The sequence below is a fragment of the Microvirga sp. jy35 genome (assembly GCF_056148915.1).
The window spans coordinates 45,675-61,071 of record NZ_JBWBEW010000030.1; the positions used below are offsets into that span (position 1 = coordinate 45,675).

Sequence of the window (15,397 nt, forward strand, 5' to 3'; positions counted from 1 at the left end):
CAGTCACCTCATGCCAGCCGCTGAGAGCGCACGTTCTCGCGAACGAGTGCTGCAAAGATCTGATTAGCCTCAAGCGTCTCGAGCCCGATGTAGTTGTTCATGGATGTCGCTATACTCTTGTGTCCGAGCACCTTCGCAACGAGCGCATAGTTACCGGGGAACTTCTTGAGCAGCATCGCCGCGGCAACGTGACGGAACTGATGTGCCGTGACCCGCAATCCCGTTCGCGTCTCGACCATGTTGCGGATCTGGGCACTCAGCAGGTGAGGGGCCTTGAACCATCCCCTGTTCATTCCCGGAAAGAGCCAGCGCTCGTTCGAACCACACAGCAGTACCGGTCGGTGCACCTCGATGTATTCGGTCACGAGGGCCGTCAGTTCAGCGTCAAACGTGAACTCGAGATCCACATGGTTCTTCACCTCTTGGGCTTCGTACTGCAGCCAGAAAAGCCCTCTCGGTCCGCCGACCCGGAAGAGATGCCGATCGAGTTTGGTTGCAGCGAGATTGCCGATGCGCACTGGCGCCACCGTCAGGATGGCAATTGCGACAGCTATCTGCGCTTTGAGGGCAGCCTTGTAGGGGCTGCTGGCCTTTTCCCGCCGTGCTTCGCGCATCAGGATCTCAGGCAGCGCGCCGACCCGCGCCCAAACACCGGTTGACTTGACCGATCGGATGACACTCCGGTTCTTCTCGGTCAGGCCGCGTGGCTGCTGCTTCTGTGCTGCGGACCGGATCTCCGACAGTTCTCTCAGGGCCTCCGGCTTCAAGCATTGGGTGCCCTTGGCAACAACGAAAAGCCTCCAGGGCAGGTCGACCGTGTAGCGCTTGGGCTTTTCACCGTCTTCGGCCCAATACGCCTCGACTACATCCCGGACCAATGCGGGGTCCATGAGAACAGACAAGGAGGTGAGGGTCTTGATCGGGTATCCGATCGAGACCGCTTTGCCGGCGAAGGCGATGAGCTCCCGCCGCCGGGTCTGGATGGTTCTGGGCGAGCAACGTTTTGCATTACCTGTTCCGAGCCGCTGCGGATGGCGCGTGATGCCATCGAAGTAGGCCTCGACTTCGGCCCGGAGGCTCTCTGGAAAGTCGGTCCAAGCTGGTCCCTTGTAGCGCCGGTCGGACGGCACGATGAGTTGCTGCTGGGGCCAGCCTACAATGGTTTCGACACAGAGGTTCCATGCCCGAGCGATCTGCCGTCGCTCAGAAACACCGTAGGCTTCTGGCGTTTCCTCCTCTCGGTAGCGCATGTGGGCATCGAGGACCGGTTCACCGACCTCGTCAGGCCGGACATCCTGGGCCGAGCAGTACTTGATCAGTGACCCCAACCGCTTCTTCGGGGTCTCATCCACGAGGAGCGCCCAAACTGCCGCCGAGGCTGGAGTAAGCTTCCTGCCCGTCTGCTGAGACGTAGAGTTTGGCTGGAACCACTGCAGGGCCTTGCGCAGGCAGGAGCGGTGATTGGCTGCAGTCTGAGGAGTCCACCCGATTTCGGCCGGGTGGATCCGCTCAACACGAGAGCGAACCCTGCTCCAGGAGGCGGGCAGTTCGTCAGGCCGACGATCCAGGGCTTTTGCGATCCGTCGAACGGAGCACGTCAACTGGCGCCGCCTCAGCAGCGGGAGTGTCGTGTCATTGGTGAGGGCGTTGATCAGATCCTGCAGGGATGGCTCCGGGGCAGGGCTCATTATGATCTCCCAAACATAGCTGGTTATTCCCCAGGAAGTATTGTGATGTACGTTAGTTAACATTGTGAATACGTCAAGTGAATACCATCGCCTGGTACTTCAATGTGCCATACTAATCTTGATATCACAAAGTACATCTAAGTTGATATTTGTTCTTTATTGTTTCCGGTTGTTCCGAAGTGCCGAGAGCGGCATAAACGTGATCGAAAATGCCCGGCATGACGCCGGGCGCTTAATGTTTTAGTACTCACTCGTCGATGTGTGAGTGTTGGCCTTTTCGTAAAGCTCCAGCGCAGCCAACCTGTAGCGGATCGCCTTCTCTCCTATACGGACGAAGGAGGGACCATTCCCTTTCATCCTTGCTTTCGCCAGGAAACTTCGGCTCACCTTGAGGCGTGTGGCAGCTTCCTTTTCGGTCAGCAGCCTCTCAGATTGTTTGTCGTTCATTGCATCTCCTCCATAGCCCACGGCGTACAGCCATAGACAAGAGGTGCCGAACAATAGCTCACGATGCACGCCGCAAATGGCGCATGCGCATTTTGCTGAATTTGCCTGCTAAAAGCGCCTCTCTGCCGCTCTAAGAACCGTATCGTTGCTGGGCTTCTGGTAAGGTCGGCCCGATCGCTCAGCCTCCCTTTGCAGGTGTATTTGTACGTCGTTCCAAAGCGTTTTGTTCGAAACCTCAGCAGACGACGGAATTCCTCCATAAACGGAGATGATTGCGGCTCTGGCATTGGCTAGCTTTGCTCCGCCAGCCTTCTTAGGTTGTCGCTCTCGGTCAGTAGCCTCGTGTTTGGTGCTCCCAACGCTGACTGCATCAGGGTACGAAACCTCAGTGGCTTCATCCAGTATGGGCTGCGCCAAGTAGCGTTCCGTGTCGAGTATTGGGGTTGCCGTGCGAAGTGAGTACAGAAAGGTATTCGGCCAAGAATGGGAGACTTCTGATCTGCATTCGGATGTGGCTCGAGACGACAATGCCCCGTCGCCCGTGTTCTCATAGTTCTTGGTTGGAGCAAGGTGAACTGAGTACAAGGTGTCACCGCTTGTCGCTTTTGCAGTGCCTCGGGCCCAATCGGTAATTTCAAAGTTGCACCATACGTCTGGTGGTATCACGCTGAACGGTGCCGTCGGCTTGTCGACCCGCGCTACGATGTGCCAGCTTTGCTGTGCAAGTTCTGCATTGGTGATATCGAGAGCCGTCGTCCAGATACGATGGACCACATCAAAGAGGCTGAATTCGGCTGAGTTTAGCTCTGTCTCCTCCTCGACATCATACCTAACGATATCCCAGAAATGCACGCTCCAGATGTGCTCACCATCGTAGGTGGCGCTAAAACGCAAGGCACTCATGTCTATTGAAATTTTGAAACTGTCTAAGACAAGGTGTTTCAGGATCTTTGATCGCTTGCAAAAGGCAAACTTTGGCTTCGATCGAACTAGGCGTTGTCTCATGCGTCGCAGAAAGATGGATCTAGTATCGACATCCGTAGCTACTATTGCGAATGGAGCTTGGGGCAGGAAGATCCAAGTTGGGTTCGGTAAGATGATAAGAGGCATATGCTTCCAGGTTGTTCGACGAACGGTCTGACGATCAACTGCGAAATCGATCCATGATTGGTGCATTATGGTATGTAGTCGAAACCAACACGGGGTTCCGAGCTATATTTGAGTGCCAAGGATGCTCAGCCAAGTCGGGCTTAAGTCCGATACAGTAATGTAAGGTGTACTAGCCATCTATAGAGCCCGATCCGAACCTCTCGAACTTCCCAAATCAAATCTTCGGCCTGCTGGCGCAGAGAGTTTGGGAGGCTGCCAGAGCAGATCCAGTAATGCCTGCTCTAGCGGTTGCAGCGCCGAAGCCTGCAAGGATCGAGCGGCGTGTGATACTGGTACAGGTACCCATGAGACGCTCCTAGAAAGCGTTGATAGGATAGGCCGTGTTCGGTGTGACACCACCCGGCGCGGCTGTATCGTTCTTGTTCTGAAATCAGAACCACGTTACGATGATGCGCTCTGACGGTGCTATCGCTTAAAATCGTAACCTGGTTCTGAAAATGCTTCCTGTTCAATGCAAGATGGCGAGGGTTGCCCTAGGCCTAGGTGTCCGAGAGTTGGCTGAAGCCGCTCAGGTTTCGCCAGACACGATCGCTCGTTTAGAGCGGGGCGAGGAGCTCAGGCGTCGTACGGTTGCTGCTGTTCAATCAGCTCTCGAAGCTGCCGGCGTTGAGTTCATTCCCGAGAACGGTGGTGGGGCTGGGGTGCGCCTAAAGAAGGACCTTGCATCGTGAGTGAGTTCGACAACCTGTACCCCCACGCTCGCACCCGAGACGATAGGCCCGGTTGGCCTAAAGGCGTTAAAGGTATCTCAATGGAAGGCGTCGATCAGCTCGGCGTTGATGATGACGGAAATCTCTATTGGGCAGGTAAACGCCTTGAAGTTGCCCGCACAATCACCCTCAACACTTTCCAGCAGGCAATTGCCGTAATCGGAGTTCTGACGGCGGTTGCTGTAGCCCTTGTCGAGTGGCTTCGCTTCTTTGGCTATGGGGTCCGTTAGGCAGGAGCGGTTTTCGCCTGTTTGGTCATTGGGCAGGCTTGAAGCCCTCGCACCGCTATGAGATTGTGAGAAATCGAGAGGTGATAACAGTGAAGAAGATCGGCCGATCATCAGCCAGCGGCAAGTTCATATCTTCAGGTACGGCCAAGCGCAGTTCCGGGAAGTCCGCGGCCAGCAGTAGCCTAACTCAAGCTAGCATTAAGAAAGTTGCAAAGGCGTTGCATTCCGCGAATAAGCAACATGAAACATTTAGGCCTAAGCGTGATGCCAGCAAATGAACGCGAGGTCTTTGAATACCTCACAAGCGATGAGTCAACGCCTTACGAAATTGATCTTTTAGCTTACGCAATCTTCGGAAGTGAACTTCAAGAGTGGATTTCCCACGTATCGACAAAGAACGGCACCCCTCCCACGGACCAAGATATTTGTGAGTGGATCGCAAACCTGACCGAAGGCCGCTACCAGCAAATGCGGAATGAGGCCGCTGGCTTTTTCGACACGGCTGCTCGTGAGTACTTGGCTGACGAAATTGAGGAAGAGAAGCGACGGGTGTTGGAGGCCGAGATCCTCACTGAGGTGAAAGCAGGAGGCAACTTCTGGCGGCAACTTTTGATTGCTCTCGTTACGGCGATCCTAGCGCCGCTGATCATAGGTGGCATGATAGCGGCCGCCATCGTTTATAATGATCGTTTCCCGACGATAGACGCTATTCAGCAGGGCCTTCGCCCACCACCCGCTCACCAAACACCGCCCCTCAATCCATAAGTAATTGGGCCAGGCAACCTCGCGAGCTGATCCCGGCCCATCGTGTGTTTGGGCTATTCGAACATTCAAGCAGGAACGCTATCAGCAGAATGGGTTCGGCCGGTTCCAGGGATCACGGCTCCGTCCCCCTGGGCCTGAGTAACATCCGCCGCCCGGCCCAGCGTATGCGCCACCTCCAGGTCCCGTATACGCGCCACCGCCCGGCCCCGTATAGGCACCTCCTCCAGGTCCCGTGTATCGGCCTCCTCCGGGTCCAGTATAGGCACCGCCCCCGGGCCCAGCATATGCACCACCCCCAGGACCGGTGTAGGCGCCGCCTCCGGGCCCTGTGTAAGCGCCGCCACCAGGTCCCGTGTACAATCCGCCGCCCGGCCCGGTATAACAAGGCCCTCCTGGGCCACTGTAGCCGATGCAACGCGCAAAGGATGGATTAGTAAAAACCAAGAAGCCCACTGAACAGACAAGCACCAACGTAATACGCACCTAAGCCCCCAAATTATTCCAACAGATAGATCTTAACTCCTATTCGAGCTGAACTGAAACAGGGCAATTGGGTTAATCAGACGAGGGAAATCCTCGCAGAGGCTCGGCTCATATGTCAGCAACACAGAAAAGCTAGGCACCCCTGCGAGACGATTCCGGCCAATTCACCATCGGATTAGACAAGCAAAGGAGAGAACTTGTCCTTCACGAGTGATAATCAGGCTAATGATACAACCGAGTCCGCTGCAGGTGTTGGCAGTAGGGGATTTACCAGGTTTCCCCTCGCGTATCTGAAGGATCTCGCAGAACGGCATTGGGCCGATCCGGATACCCTGCGCCAGATCGAAGGCGCACTAGCTCCTAGGTCCACTCCGGCCGCTGTTCGGCTACAGATCAGAATTCAGGACAGGCTCTCTGAGCTCGATAGCCAACCGAACCCCAAGCCTGAAACTGAGATTTTCCAGGAGCACCCTCCTGCAGTTCTGATGAGTTATGAGGGACAAGGGGCGAATGAAGCATCCAGGGCTGTAGAGCAGGTTCACACAGACAAATTTTGGTATATCCAGCATGACGGCCAGAACGAGGGACCTTACGAGCTTGCTCAACTTGTGCAGTTGATCTCTACTCATAAGATTGTGCCAAGTACTCTGGTATGGAGAGCCGGTTGGCTTGAATGGCAGCCAGCAAGGGTGGTACCTGGACTGTTTGTCCCTCCGTCTCAGCATGAGAGCTCCGCTTATACTACTCGTGATAATACACTTGGCTCATCCCCTAGCGGATCGCATCCAGTAGGCACTTCGACACTTCCAACGCATCAGCCAATCCGATCTGCGTCGACAGCCGTTCCTCTGCCTGAAGGAGCATCTTCTATACCGGAAGTCGCAGCGCCTATCGACAGTAACTGGTTCGCTCGCCATTGGCGGGGTGGGCTGAGCCTCGCGCAGTCATTTTGGCTTGTCGGTGTAGGTTTATCTGCTCTAACCAACATCAGTGTTCAGCTTATACCTATGGAAGAAATTGGGTTATTGGCAGCAGCTGTCGCGGCGATAGTTGCCATATCAATTTGGCAGTTGGTTGGGTTGTGGCGCTCCGCCAACAATCACACACGGCGTACGGGAAAGCGGTTTTGGGTCTATGTTGTGAAACTCTACGTGTTTCTTGGAGCTACTCTGAACGCATTCACTCTACTCGCTGTCATCCGATATTTAGATACTGTTTTGCCATGAGCCAGCCGTCTCGCTAGGGGCTCCCGAGAGGACGGAATCCAATCTCGATCCTAATTTAGGATTGCGGGGAGTTCTCCCACTGTTCGCTTCCGAGATGTGGGGGGACAGGGGAGTGGTTGGCCTTCGAGCCCTTGATCCTTCAAGAGTTTGGCTAGCGCTGCCAGCGAGGATCGAACTCTCGACGTCTTCCTTACCAACGGAGTGCTCTATAGATGGGAGGTTGATCGAATTGATGTGGTTACCCCAACGTTGCAGCGCCTCCTTCCTTTCCGGCATGAACTCATGTCGTTGATAGACAGCGGCGACCCCAGAGATGGTGCCACTCTGGTGGTTGAGAATCTTGTCTGCTACGTGCGGTGCCACGCCAAGGCGCGCCATACCCGATACAACTGTGCGGCGCAGATCGTGCAGCGTCCAGCCACTTACACCTGAGATGCTATCGAGCCGTGTTTTGGCCTTGGAGTAGCCCTGAAACAGGGTCGTGCCATTTGCAGAGAATACCAGGTGGCCGGTTTGAGGTGTTTGGGACAAAAGCTCGAGGGCTGGATGAGTCAAGTGAACCGTGTGGGGTTTGCCATTCTTGGCGTGCTCACCCGGAACGGTCCAAAGTCCTTTTTCCAGATCCAGATCCGCCCATGCCATGCGCCCGACCTCATCTCTACGCTGGCCCGTCAGAGCCAGCATCTCCACGATCGAGCCAAAGGGAAACCCAATCTCGCGGGCTGCACGCACGACCTTCGATAACTCGTCATCAGTCAACATCCGATGCCGTGCCTGCTCGCGGGCAGGCGCGGCGACCCCGGCGCAAGGGGAGACATCGAGGATGCCTTGTCCGATGCACCAATTGAAGAACTTACGAACGGCCGCCAGCACCCGATTTGCCATGATGGGTGAGCCTCGCTCGCGGACGCGGTCGAGGAGAGCAATCACGTCCCTCTTGCGCACCTCAGCGACTGTCCAGGAGCCCCAGTAGGGCAGAACCTCCCGGTTCATAATGCGTGTGGTCTCTGTGGCCGTCCGGTTTTGTGATGCGTGCCTGACGATGAACTCCGCCGCAATATCCGCCACCTGTTCAGAAGCGATGCGGCGCTTGGCGATCTGCTTCTCCGCCTGAGGGTCACGCCCGGCCGCCCGCTCGGCCAAGACCCGCTGGGCCTCGACCCGGGCCTGATGAGGCGTGGTCGGGCCATATTCTCCGATTGTGTACTTGCGAGGATTGCGGCGGTCGCCCGCCGGCCGGTACTGAACGAGGAACACCTTGCGCCCTGCTGGGGTGATCTTCAGACCGAAACCTTTGAGGTCTTCATCCCACCAGATCTCGTCGCAACTGGCAGGGGCGGGGAGGGTATCGATGATGCGCTTCGTGAGCTTGCAAGTGGGCATGATGGGTGGGGCTCGTTCTTGGCTACCTGGATGGCAAATAGGTAGCCAGAAATTTGCAAGCGGAGCCATCGTCAGGAATAATCAACCCACAGAAATTCAGAAATACCAATCATTTATGCTCACCGGGCTATCGTCATCAATCGCTGGAATGGTCCCGCTACCTGACTTTTAATCAGAGGGTCCTGGGTTCGAGTCCCAGCGCGCTCACCACTTTAAACCCTTAACCGGCAAGGGTTTCATAGCTTCTTGCTTTTTCCGTTCCACGGCCTTTTCTGCCAGGAAATGCGCCAGGTAAGTGCGGACGAACATCAAGCAATCTGCGGTTGGCTCGACCCACTGTGCGCCGGGACATCCGAACGTCTGAAGTGGCGCCACGAGCCGATCTTTGCCGCGGTGCGCCAAATGGCTGTGGTTGACCCGAAGTAGACCTTCGATCCGGCAAATGGGCATGAATCGGCAGGCTAGCTGCCGCGGAAACGCTCCAGAACTTTATCGCCGCACCTCCCGGTTCTCCGGCATTCGGCAGCAACAACCACTGAGCGATCAGTTAGTGTCTGAACCGGAAATGTGTCGAGCTTCCTGGCGTCTTTCGTGCCGATGGAGGTCGCGTCATCGACCTTTCAGGGATCACCGCCCGTAAAATCCTTCAGAGACCAAGTACGAGCCTGTCGTTTGCGCTGCCCGCACCGGCAGCGCTCCGACCTGGGTTGCGCGCTGGCTATGCCGGCAGGACGACCACCTTCGTCTTGACCGGCGTGCGTGAGTACAGATGCATCATGTCCTGAGTGAGGAGGCCGACGCAGCCGCTCGTGATGCCGTTGCCGATCGATTCGGCGTCTAGGCTGGCGTAGATGGTGTAGAGCGTGTAGGCGCCGTTCTGATAGAGATGGAGCGTGCGGGCGCCGAGCGGATTGTCGAGGCCCCCCGGCATGCCGCGGGCCCATTTGGCCGCCTCGGGCTGGCGCTTGATCATCGCTGCGGGCGGGGTCCAGGTCGCCCATTCGCTCTTGCGCCCGACATAAGCGTCACCGCTCCACCGGAACCCGTCGCGGCCGACATTGGCCCCATAGCGGGTGGCGTTTCCGTCCTCCTCGATGCGGTAGACGTAGTAATTGCCGGGGTCGACGATGATCGTGCCGGGCGCCTCTTTGGTGTCGTAGCGAACGGTCCGGCGATAATATTTCGGGTCGACCTTGCTGACATCGATCGCCGGAATCGGAAACTTTTCATCGGGCACCGGGCCGTAGACCTTCGCCGCCTCGGCAAGGCTCATCCCGTCGGATGTCACGCAACCGGCCAGCCCCAGCGCGCCGACCCCTGCGGCCGAGCCGACCAGAAACGACCGGCGGCTGAGAAGCCCCGCCTGAGGCGCGCGCAGAGCAACATCGTCCATCGCGCCGGCATCGGCGTTCTTAACGTCCATAATCATGATTGGCCGCTTCCCTTGCTTCCGTTGCCCGACGAGACCATGCTCCGGCAACCACCCGCTGAACGTCTTGTTGGCTGGAGATTGCCGTCACACGGCCCGATTGGCAAGTCCGGGCGTTCGCTGCGCGAGGCTTGCCATGCCCCGAAGGTGTCGGACAGCCTGGACCGAAGCGGGATAGGTGCAGAGATCATGCTACCGCGCGGGATAGCTGACCCGACAGGTCAACTGTCAATTCCTCTGACCTGGGTGAGCGTTGAGGCTTTCACGGAGTTCGTTGAGTTGATCCTTCAGGGATCTGAAATTTTCAGTGTCCAGGCCAGTCGCGCAGACGACCTCATTCCATACCTTCATGGCAGGTGCCTTGAGATCATGGCCTTGCCTGGTCAGACTCACCCGTACCTGTCGCTCATCCTGAGAGTCTCGCGTCCGCCGGACGATTCCTGCTCCTTCCAGTCTCTTGAGCAACGGCGTGAGCGTTCCCGAGTCAAGATAGAGGTGCTGACCGATTTCTTTAACGGTCACGTTATCCTCCTTCCACAGGGCGAGCAGCACCAGGTACTGCGGATATGTCAGCCCGAGAGGATCAAGCAGAGGCTTATAGACCCGGTTGAAGGCATGTGCTGTTGCGTAGGTCGCGAAGCACAACTGGCTGGAAAGCTCCAGGATGGCGCTTTGGTCGCTTTGGGGCGGCTTCTTTGCTGGCATGAAAGTCCTCGGAATCGCCTCGCTGGTCATATTATATTGCGCCCTAACTAATTGTTCAATAGTTGTATTGCGTCCAATCTAATAGTGCGCTATGTATATGACGTTGGTTGCGTCTCGTCCTAGAACGCCGCCCTCTCGAAGCTCCCGTCCAAACGGACCGGATATTGAGGCGCCATTTGGATCATGGAAAATAGATGTCGCAGTCATTGACAATGCCCGGCAACGCCGAGGCGCAGACGATCCCCGCTCGCGATTGGGTCGAGCAAGAGATCATCCGGGCCTACATCCGGCTCATCTTCGCTCCGGTGCAGGGCAACGGTTCCCGCACCATTAGCATCCTGCGTGTTGGCAGCCTTGAGGTACGGGTTACCGAGCATCACCAGGATTATGACCTGCCCACATTTCCGCCTTTGTGGGTGGAGGTTTATTCTCACGCGAGCAACTCAGTTATAGCTTTCTGCGGCAGCTATGAGTTTGACGAGGATGAGCTTGATGTTGCTGTCGAGCTTGTGTTGTCGGCATATACGCTGTTGCCCGACCTGCAATGATCCCGCTCGATCCAAATCTTCGGACTGCGGTTCTGGCGGCGCCGGATCGATTCCAGCTTGGATCCTGATTGATCAGCAGCCACCCTGTCGTGTCGCAGGATAGGATTGCATCCCGGTTTGCCTCGGCGCCTGTCGATCCTGTTCAGCTCCTTGCTGCCATGCCTCTCAGCGACCGTGCCCAAGAAGCGTTTGGCCCCATCTGCCGCTGATCGTGCCAGAAAGCGACCATGCCGCTGCTATTGTCGTCAGCGCGGCACGCATACATCTACCGGCCAGGAAGCTCGCTATATGTCTCATTGAGATGCCAGTTATGGCCTGGAATCCGCCTGCTCGGGTTGAACTGTTCGAGCAGGAGCGGAGCATAGGGTGCCGTTCAGAGCGACGAGTGGCCGTGCAGTCAACTGAGATGCTGCGCGGAGTTGTCGGATGCTGGGGTGTTTCGCAGCAAAGTTCTCACTCGTCCAGGATGATCGACCGGATCTTCTGCGCGAGCGCATCGACCGCAAATGGCTTCGTGATCATCTGCATGCCCGGCTCCAGGAAGCCCGCCGCCAGGGTGGCATTCTCGGCATAGCCCGTGATGAACAGCACCTTGAGATCGCGGCGACGTTCCCGGGCGGCGTCGGCGAGCTGGCGCCCGTTCAGGCCCGGCAGACCCACATCGGTGATCAGGAGGTCGATGTGCCGCTGGGATTGGAGAATCTTCAGCCCCTCCGGTCCATCCGCCGCTTCCAGAGTCCGGTAGCCGAGATCCTCCAGCACCTCGATGATCAGGCTGCGCACCACCGGCTCGTCCTCGACCACCAGAACGACCTCGCCGGACTCGGCGCGGGGCGCCTCGGCAAGCGTCGCGGCCTCAATTTCTGCATCCGTTTCGCCTCGGTAGCGCGGCAGGTAGATCTTGATCGTGGTGCCCTGACCTACCTCACTGTAGATCTTGGCGTGGCCCTCCGACTGGCGGGCGAACCCATAGACCATCGACAGCCCCAGCCCGGTTCCCTGACCGATGGGCTTCGTGGTGAAGAACGGATCGAAGGCGCGTGCGATCACGTCCGGTGGCATGCCCGTTCCCGTGTCCGTCACGCAGATGCAGACGTACTGACCGGGGTTCACGTCCCGCTGCGCTGCGATGTAGGCCTCGTCCAGGTGGGCGTTGCAGGTCTCGATCGTCAGCTTGCCGCCGTCAGGCATCGCGTCGCGGGCATTAATGACGAGGTTGAGAAGTGCGCTCTCCAGCTGGTTGGGATCGCACAGCGTCGGCCAGAGGCCTCCCGCCAGCACGACCTCCAACGCCACCGTCTCGCCAACCGTACGCCGGAACAGGTCCTCGAGGGACGCAACGAGCGCGTTTGCCTGCACGGGCCTGGGATCCAGCGGCTGGCGGCGGGCAAAGGCCAGCAGGCGGTGCGTCAGGGCGGCGGCGCGATTGGCGGACGTCGTCGCGGCGGTCACGTACCGATCGACCGCCTCGAGGCGACCTTGCGAGACGCGTGTGCGCAGCATGTCCAGGGAGCCGACGATGCCGGTCAGCAGGTTGTTGAAGTCGTGGGCAATGCCACCCGTAAGCTGGCCCACTGCCTCCATTTTCTGCGACTGCCGCAGGGCCTCCTCAGTCTGACGAAGCGCTTCCGCCGCCGCCCGCTCCGCAGTGATGTCGCGGCCAATGGCGTAGAATACTCCCTCCTTGGGCACAGCCGTCCATGAAATCAGTCGGTAGCTGCCGTCCCTGGCGCGGAAGCGGTTCTCGAACCGGAACGTCTGAGCACCCTGGTCTAGGCTCGCAAGCTCCGTGAGCGTGCTCTCGACATCGTCGGGATGGATGAGTCCGAGAAAGTTGCTGGCGAGCAGCTCCTCCTCGGACCAGCCGAGCATCGTCGTCCAGGCCGGGTTGACGGCAATCAGGGTTCCATCCGAGCGGCATACGTCCATCAGGTCGGTGCTGAGCTGCCAGATCTGGTCCCGCTCGCGGGTGCGCTCCTCAACCTGAGCCTCCAGGGTTTCGTTCAGGCGCCGCAGCGCTTCCTCGGCACGCCGGCGCTCCTCGATCTCGCGCTGCGCTTTCTGGAAGAGGCGGGCGTTGTCGATGGCCACGGCGGCTCCAGCGGCTAGTCCGGATATGACCCGCTCGGAGCGCTCGTGGAACACCCCTGGCTGCGCATGTCCGAAGAACAGGCCGCCGATCACCTCGCCGGAGCGTGACGTCACCGGCACGGCCAGATAGCTGCGGACCGGCAGGTGTCCCTCGGGCATGCCCCGGTGGGGCTCGGAATGGCCATAACGGGGGTCTTTGGTGATGTCGTCTGAGCGGACGATCCGCTCACCACTGAAGGTCGGGGCGAACACCTTTGTGTTGCGCGGCATCGGGAACTTCGAGAACGCCTCGCGCGGGACGCCGGAAATCGAGTAGAGCATGTAGCTCTCGCCGACCTCGTTTTCCACGTTGTAGAAGAACGCGCCGAACTGCGCTCCTGTAAGCTCCACCCCCGCATCGGTCACACGCTGGACCAGCCGCTCGAGATCGTGTTCTGACGCCGCTGCGGCGAGGGCCGTGTTGAGGATCTCCAAGGCGCGGGTTTCCTCCCGCAGGGCATCCTGGCTGGAACGCCGCTCCGAGATGTCCTCGGTGGTGCCGTACCACTCGACGATCTCCCCGTCCGGATTGCGCCGGGGGAAGGCTCGCGAGTGCATCCAGCGATAGGAACCGTCGCGCATGCGTGCGCGGTGCTCGATATCGTAGGGTTGACCGGTCGTGAACGAACGGGTCCAGGCCTCCAGCGAGGGACCGAGATCGTCCGGATGGATGGCTTCCGCCCATGTTCCTCCGAGGCCGCTGGTTCCGGTCCAGTCCTGCCAGCGCTGGGCGACGCGATCGAGCTGGCCGTCCGGGCGGGCCGTCCAGGTGACCTGCGGGTTCAGCTCGACCGTATGGCGATAGTGGTCCTCTGCCTCTCGAAGCTGAGCCTCCGCACGCTTGTGCTCGGTGATGTCACGGTAGAAGACCGCTAAGCCATCAGGAGCCGGATAGGCTCTGATTTCGGTCCAGGCCTCCCGCCCGTCAGGCCACGTGTACCTGTTCTCGAAGGTGGCCGGCACGCGCTCGGCCATGGCCCGTTTATAGAACTCACCCAGCGGCGAGTTCTCGGTGTTCGGCCAGACCTCCCAATGGGTGCGTCCGACGATCTCGGCCTCCGGCCGCATATCCAGCCTCAACCCCGCCGGGTTGATCCGGAGAACCCGGCATTCCCGGTCGAGCAGGATGAAGGCCTCGTCCATGCCGTCGAGCACGCCGCGGGCGCGCTCCTCGCTCTCCCGTAGCGTACGCTGGCCGAGAACCTTGCCGGTTGTCTCCGTCGCGGCGCAGAACATGCCGGAAATTGCGCCGACGTCGTCCCACACGGGATTGTAGGAAAAGCTGAACCAGGCATCCTCACGATACCCGTTGCGCTCCATGGGGATCAGCAGGTCCTCATGCCAACTCGCCTGCCCGGAGAGGGTCTGGTCGACCAGCGGCTTGATCTGATCCCAGATATCGAACCAGACCTCGGCGAAGGGGCGCCCGAGCGCGTCGGGATGCCGGGCGCCGAAGATCGGGATGTAGTCATCGTTGTAGATGAAGGCGAGATCCGGTCCCCAGGCGATGAACATCGGCTGCTTGGCATTGAGGATCATCCGCACGAGCATCCGCAGCGGCCGTGGCCATGTCTCGGGATCTCCCAGAGGAGATCCCGACCAGTCGTGCGAGCGCATGCGGGCACCCATCTCCCCGCCGCCCGAGAGGAAGTTGCGTCCGGCGGCAGCTAGGCGGGTGTTTTCATCGTGCATCGGAGTACCAGATGGAGGCTGGGCAGGGCTGTGCTTAACGTGGCCGGGCGGCCTCGGCAACGGTGTGCGATCTAGGGCGATGCGCCGCGCACCGCAACGGGTCTCTTGTCGCTTCCGGTCTGCAGGAGCTTCAGAGCTTTCCCGCCTCTGGCCGCTGCGATGACCCCGAAGTCGGCATCCCTCGGTCCAGCCATGGTCATCTCACGGACGAAAGAATCATCTTCCACGACAAGGATCTTCATGCGGCTCACCTGGCATGGCGTGGATACATGGGAAGCCAGGTTACTTCCTGAGCCCTATCCGGCTGCATAACCGCTCACGGGAAGGGTCCGGCTCTAGCGTGCAGCCTCAAGGAACGAGATTGTCACTGCTAGCCCGGCCTCGCTCCGGATATCGATCTCACCCCGGATCTGCTGAACGAGCGATCGGACGAGGCCATAGCCGAGGGAACCTTCCCGAAGGCTCGACATCCCGATCCCGTCATCCCGGACGACCAGCTCCACCCATCTTGGCCGGCTGCGGCTCGCCTGAACGAGGATCGTCCCTGACCGTGGAGCCGGGAATGCGTACTTGACAGCATTGGTGATGAGTTCAGTCAGCACAATGCCAAGCGGAACCGCCGTATCGGCATCCACCAGGATCCCATCCTCCATCTTCGCCTCAAGACGGATGCGGTCATCGTTTTCCGTGATCGGCTTCAAAGCCTGGCACAGATCTGCCACGTACACTGAGACGTCGACGCGTTGAGCCTTTTCCGACTTGCTCAAGAGGTCGTGCACCCGAGCCATGGC

13 protein-coding genes are annotated in these 15,397 nt (G+C 58.9%); 4 read left to right on the plus strand and 9 right to left on the minus strand.

The window, feature by feature from the left end; all coding sequences use genetic code 11:
- Nucleotides 1–8 precede the first annotated feature (8 nt).
- The gene (locus tag AC0QTX_RS19380) at nucleotides 9–1,688 is read right to left on the minus strand and encodes a site-specific integrase (RefSeq protein ID WP_474605457.1); all 1,680 of its coding nucleotides are present in this window, start codon (nucleotides 1,686–1,688) and stop codon (nucleotides 9–11) included.
- 240 nt (nucleotides 1,689–1,928) lie between these two features.
- A complete protein-coding gene (locus AC0QTX_RS19385) occupies nucleotides 1,929–2,135 on the minus strand; it encodes a helix-turn-helix transcriptional regulator (RefSeq protein WP_474605458.1) in 207 nt (68 codons plus the stop codon).
- Between the two features lie 1,607 nt (nucleotides 2,136–3,742).
- Here AC0QTX_RS19385 and AC0QTX_RS19390 point away from each other — a divergent pair.
- Entirely contained in the window at nucleotides 3,743–3,976 is a 234-nt protein-coding gene (locus tag AC0QTX_RS19390; protein WP_474605459.1) for a helix-turn-helix domain-containing protein, read from the plus strand.
- A 77-nt stretch (nucleotides 3,977–4,053) separates the two neighbouring features.
- Here AC0QTX_RS19390 and AC0QTX_RS19395 read toward each other — a convergent pair whose 3' ends face one another.
- Nucleotides 4,054–4,356 carry a hypothetical protein gene (locus AC0QTX_RS19395; RefSeq protein ID WP_474605460.1) on the minus strand — a complete coding sequence of 101 codons (303 nt, stop codon included), beginning with the start codon at nucleotides 4,354–4,356 and terminating at the stop codon, nucleotides 4,054–4,056.
- 129 nt (nucleotides 4,357–4,485) lie between these two features.
- On the opposite strand from AC0QTX_RS19395, the gene AC0QTX_RS19400 reads away from it, so the two are divergent.
- Both AC0QTX_RS19400 and AC0QTX_RS19405 read left to right on the plus strand, forming a co-directional pair.
- The gene (locus tag AC0QTX_RS19400; RefSeq protein WP_474605461.1) at nucleotides 4,486–5,010 is read left to right on the plus strand and encodes a hypothetical protein; all 525 of its coding nucleotides are present in this window, start codon (nucleotides 4,486–4,488) and stop codon (nucleotides 5,008–5,010) included.
- A 968-nt stretch (nucleotides 5,011–5,978) separates the two neighbouring features.
- Nucleotides 5,979–6,719 (plus strand): DUF4339 domain-containing protein, encoded by a 741-nt coding sequence (locus AC0QTX_RS19405; RefSeq protein WP_474605470.1) that lies wholly within the window; start codon nucleotides 5,979–5,981, stop codon nucleotides 6,717–6,719.
- Here the strand turns inward: AC0QTX_RS19405 and AC0QTX_RS19410 are convergent.
- The 3 genes from AC0QTX_RS19410 to AC0QTX_RS19420 all read right to left on the minus strand — a co-directional run bounded on the left by AC0QTX_RS19410 (nucleotide 6,699) and on the right by AC0QTX_RS19420 (nucleotide 10,236).
- Nucleotides 6,699–8,102, minus strand: a complete 1,404-nt coding sequence (locus tag AC0QTX_RS19410) for a tyrosine-type recombinase/integrase (protein WP_474605462.1) — start codon at nucleotides 8,100–8,102, stop codon at nucleotides 6,699–6,701. The two genes, AC0QTX_RS19405 and AC0QTX_RS19410, sit on opposite strands and share 21 nt — an antisense overlap.
- A gap of 718 nt (nucleotides 8,103–8,820) precedes the next feature.
- Nucleotides 8,821–9,525, minus strand: coding sequence for a L,D-transpeptidase family protein (locus tag AC0QTX_RS19415; RefSeq protein ID WP_474605471.1), 705 nt, complete (start codon nucleotides 9,523–9,525; stop codon nucleotides 8,821–8,823).
- A gap of 234 nt (nucleotides 9,526–9,759) precedes the next feature.
- Nucleotides 9,760–10,236 carry a MarR family winged helix-turn-helix transcriptional regulator gene (locus tag AC0QTX_RS19420; protein WP_474605463.1) on the minus strand — a complete coding sequence of 159 codons (477 nt, stop codon included), beginning with the start codon at nucleotides 10,234–10,236 and terminating at the stop codon, nucleotides 9,760–9,762.
- A 194-nt stretch (nucleotides 10,237–10,430) separates the two neighbouring features.
- Between AC0QTX_RS19420 and AC0QTX_RS19425 the strand changes: the two genes are divergently transcribed.
- Nucleotides 10,431–10,784, plus strand: a complete 354-nt coding sequence (locus AC0QTX_RS19425) for a hypothetical protein (protein WP_474605464.1) — start codon at nucleotides 10,431–10,433, stop codon at nucleotides 10,782–10,784.
- Between the two features lie 453 nt (nucleotides 10,785–11,237).
- Here AC0QTX_RS19425 and AC0QTX_RS19430 read toward each other — a convergent pair whose 3' ends face one another.
- From AC0QTX_RS19430 to AC0QTX_RS19440, 3 genes are all read right to left on the minus strand, one after another.
- Nucleotides 11,238–14,606, minus strand: coding sequence for a PAS domain S-box protein (locus AC0QTX_RS19430; RefSeq protein WP_474605465.1), 3,369 nt, complete (start codon nucleotides 14,604–14,606; stop codon nucleotides 11,238–11,240).
- A 71-nt stretch (nucleotides 14,607–14,677) separates the two neighbouring features.
- Nucleotides 14,678–14,848: a response regulator gene (locus tag AC0QTX_RS19435; protein WP_474605466.1), complete on the minus strand. Its 171-nt coding sequence runs from the start codon at nucleotides 14,846–14,848 to the stop codon at nucleotides 14,678–14,680.
- A 93-nt stretch (nucleotides 14,849–14,941) separates the two neighbouring features.
- Nucleotides 14,942–15,397 (minus strand): sensor histidine kinase (locus tag AC0QTX_RS19440; protein WP_474605467.1); only part of this gene is annotated, 456 nt, incomplete at its 5' end.

What these genes read in the sequence shown, in the direction of transcription:
- AC0QTX_RS19400 (WP_474605461.1), top strand. Translation starts at nt 4,486, where the DNA reads ATGAAACATTTAGGCCTAAGCGTGATGCCAGCAAATGAACGCGAGGTC.
- AC0QTX_RS19415 (WP_474605471.1), bottom strand. Translation starts at nt 9,525, where the DNA reads ATGGACGTTAAGAACGCCGATGCCGGCGCGATGGACGATGTTGCTCTG.
- AC0QTX_RS19430 (WP_474605465.1), bottom strand. Translation starts at nt 14,606, where the DNA reads ATGCACGATGAAAACACCCGCCTAGCTGCCGCCGGACGCAACTTCCTC.
- AC0QTX_RS19425 (WP_474605464.1), top strand. Translation starts at nt 10,431, where the DNA reads ATGTCGCAGTCATTGACAATGCCCGGCAACGCCGAGGCGCAGACGATC.
- AC0QTX_RS19395 (WP_474605460.1), bottom strand. Translation starts at nt 4,356, where the DNA reads ATGATCGGCCGATCTTCTTCACTGTTATCACCTCTCGATTTCTCACAA.
- AC0QTX_RS19385 (WP_474605458.1), bottom strand. Translation starts at nt 2,135, where the DNA reads ATGAACGACAAACAATCTGAGAGGCTGCTGACCGAAAAGGAAGCTGCC.
- AC0QTX_RS19410 (WP_474605462.1), bottom strand. Translation starts at nt 8,102, where the DNA reads ATGCCCACTTGCAAGCTCACGAAGCGCATCATCGATACCCTCCCCGCC.
- AC0QTX_RS19420 (WP_474605463.1), bottom strand. Translation starts at nt 10,236, where the DNA reads ATGCCAGCAAAGAAGCCGCCCCAAAGCGACCAAAGCGCCATCCTGGAG.
- AC0QTX_RS19405 (WP_474605470.1), top strand. Translation starts at nt 5,979, where the DNA reads ATGAGTTATGAGGGACAAGGGGCGAATGAAGCATCCAGGGCTGTAGAG.
- AC0QTX_RS19380 (WP_474605457.1), bottom strand. Translation starts at nt 1,688, where the DNA reads ATGAGCCCTGCCCCGGAGCCATCCCTGCAGGATCTGATCAACGCCCTC.
- AC0QTX_RS19390 (WP_474605459.1), top strand. Translation starts at nt 3,743, where the DNA reads ATGCTTCCTGTTCAATGCAAGATGGCGAGGGTTGCCCTAGGCCTAGGT.
- AC0QTX_RS19435 (WP_474605466.1), bottom strand. Translation starts at nt 14,848, where the DNA reads ATGAAGATCCTTGTCGTGGAAGATGATTCTTTCGTCCGTGAGATGACC.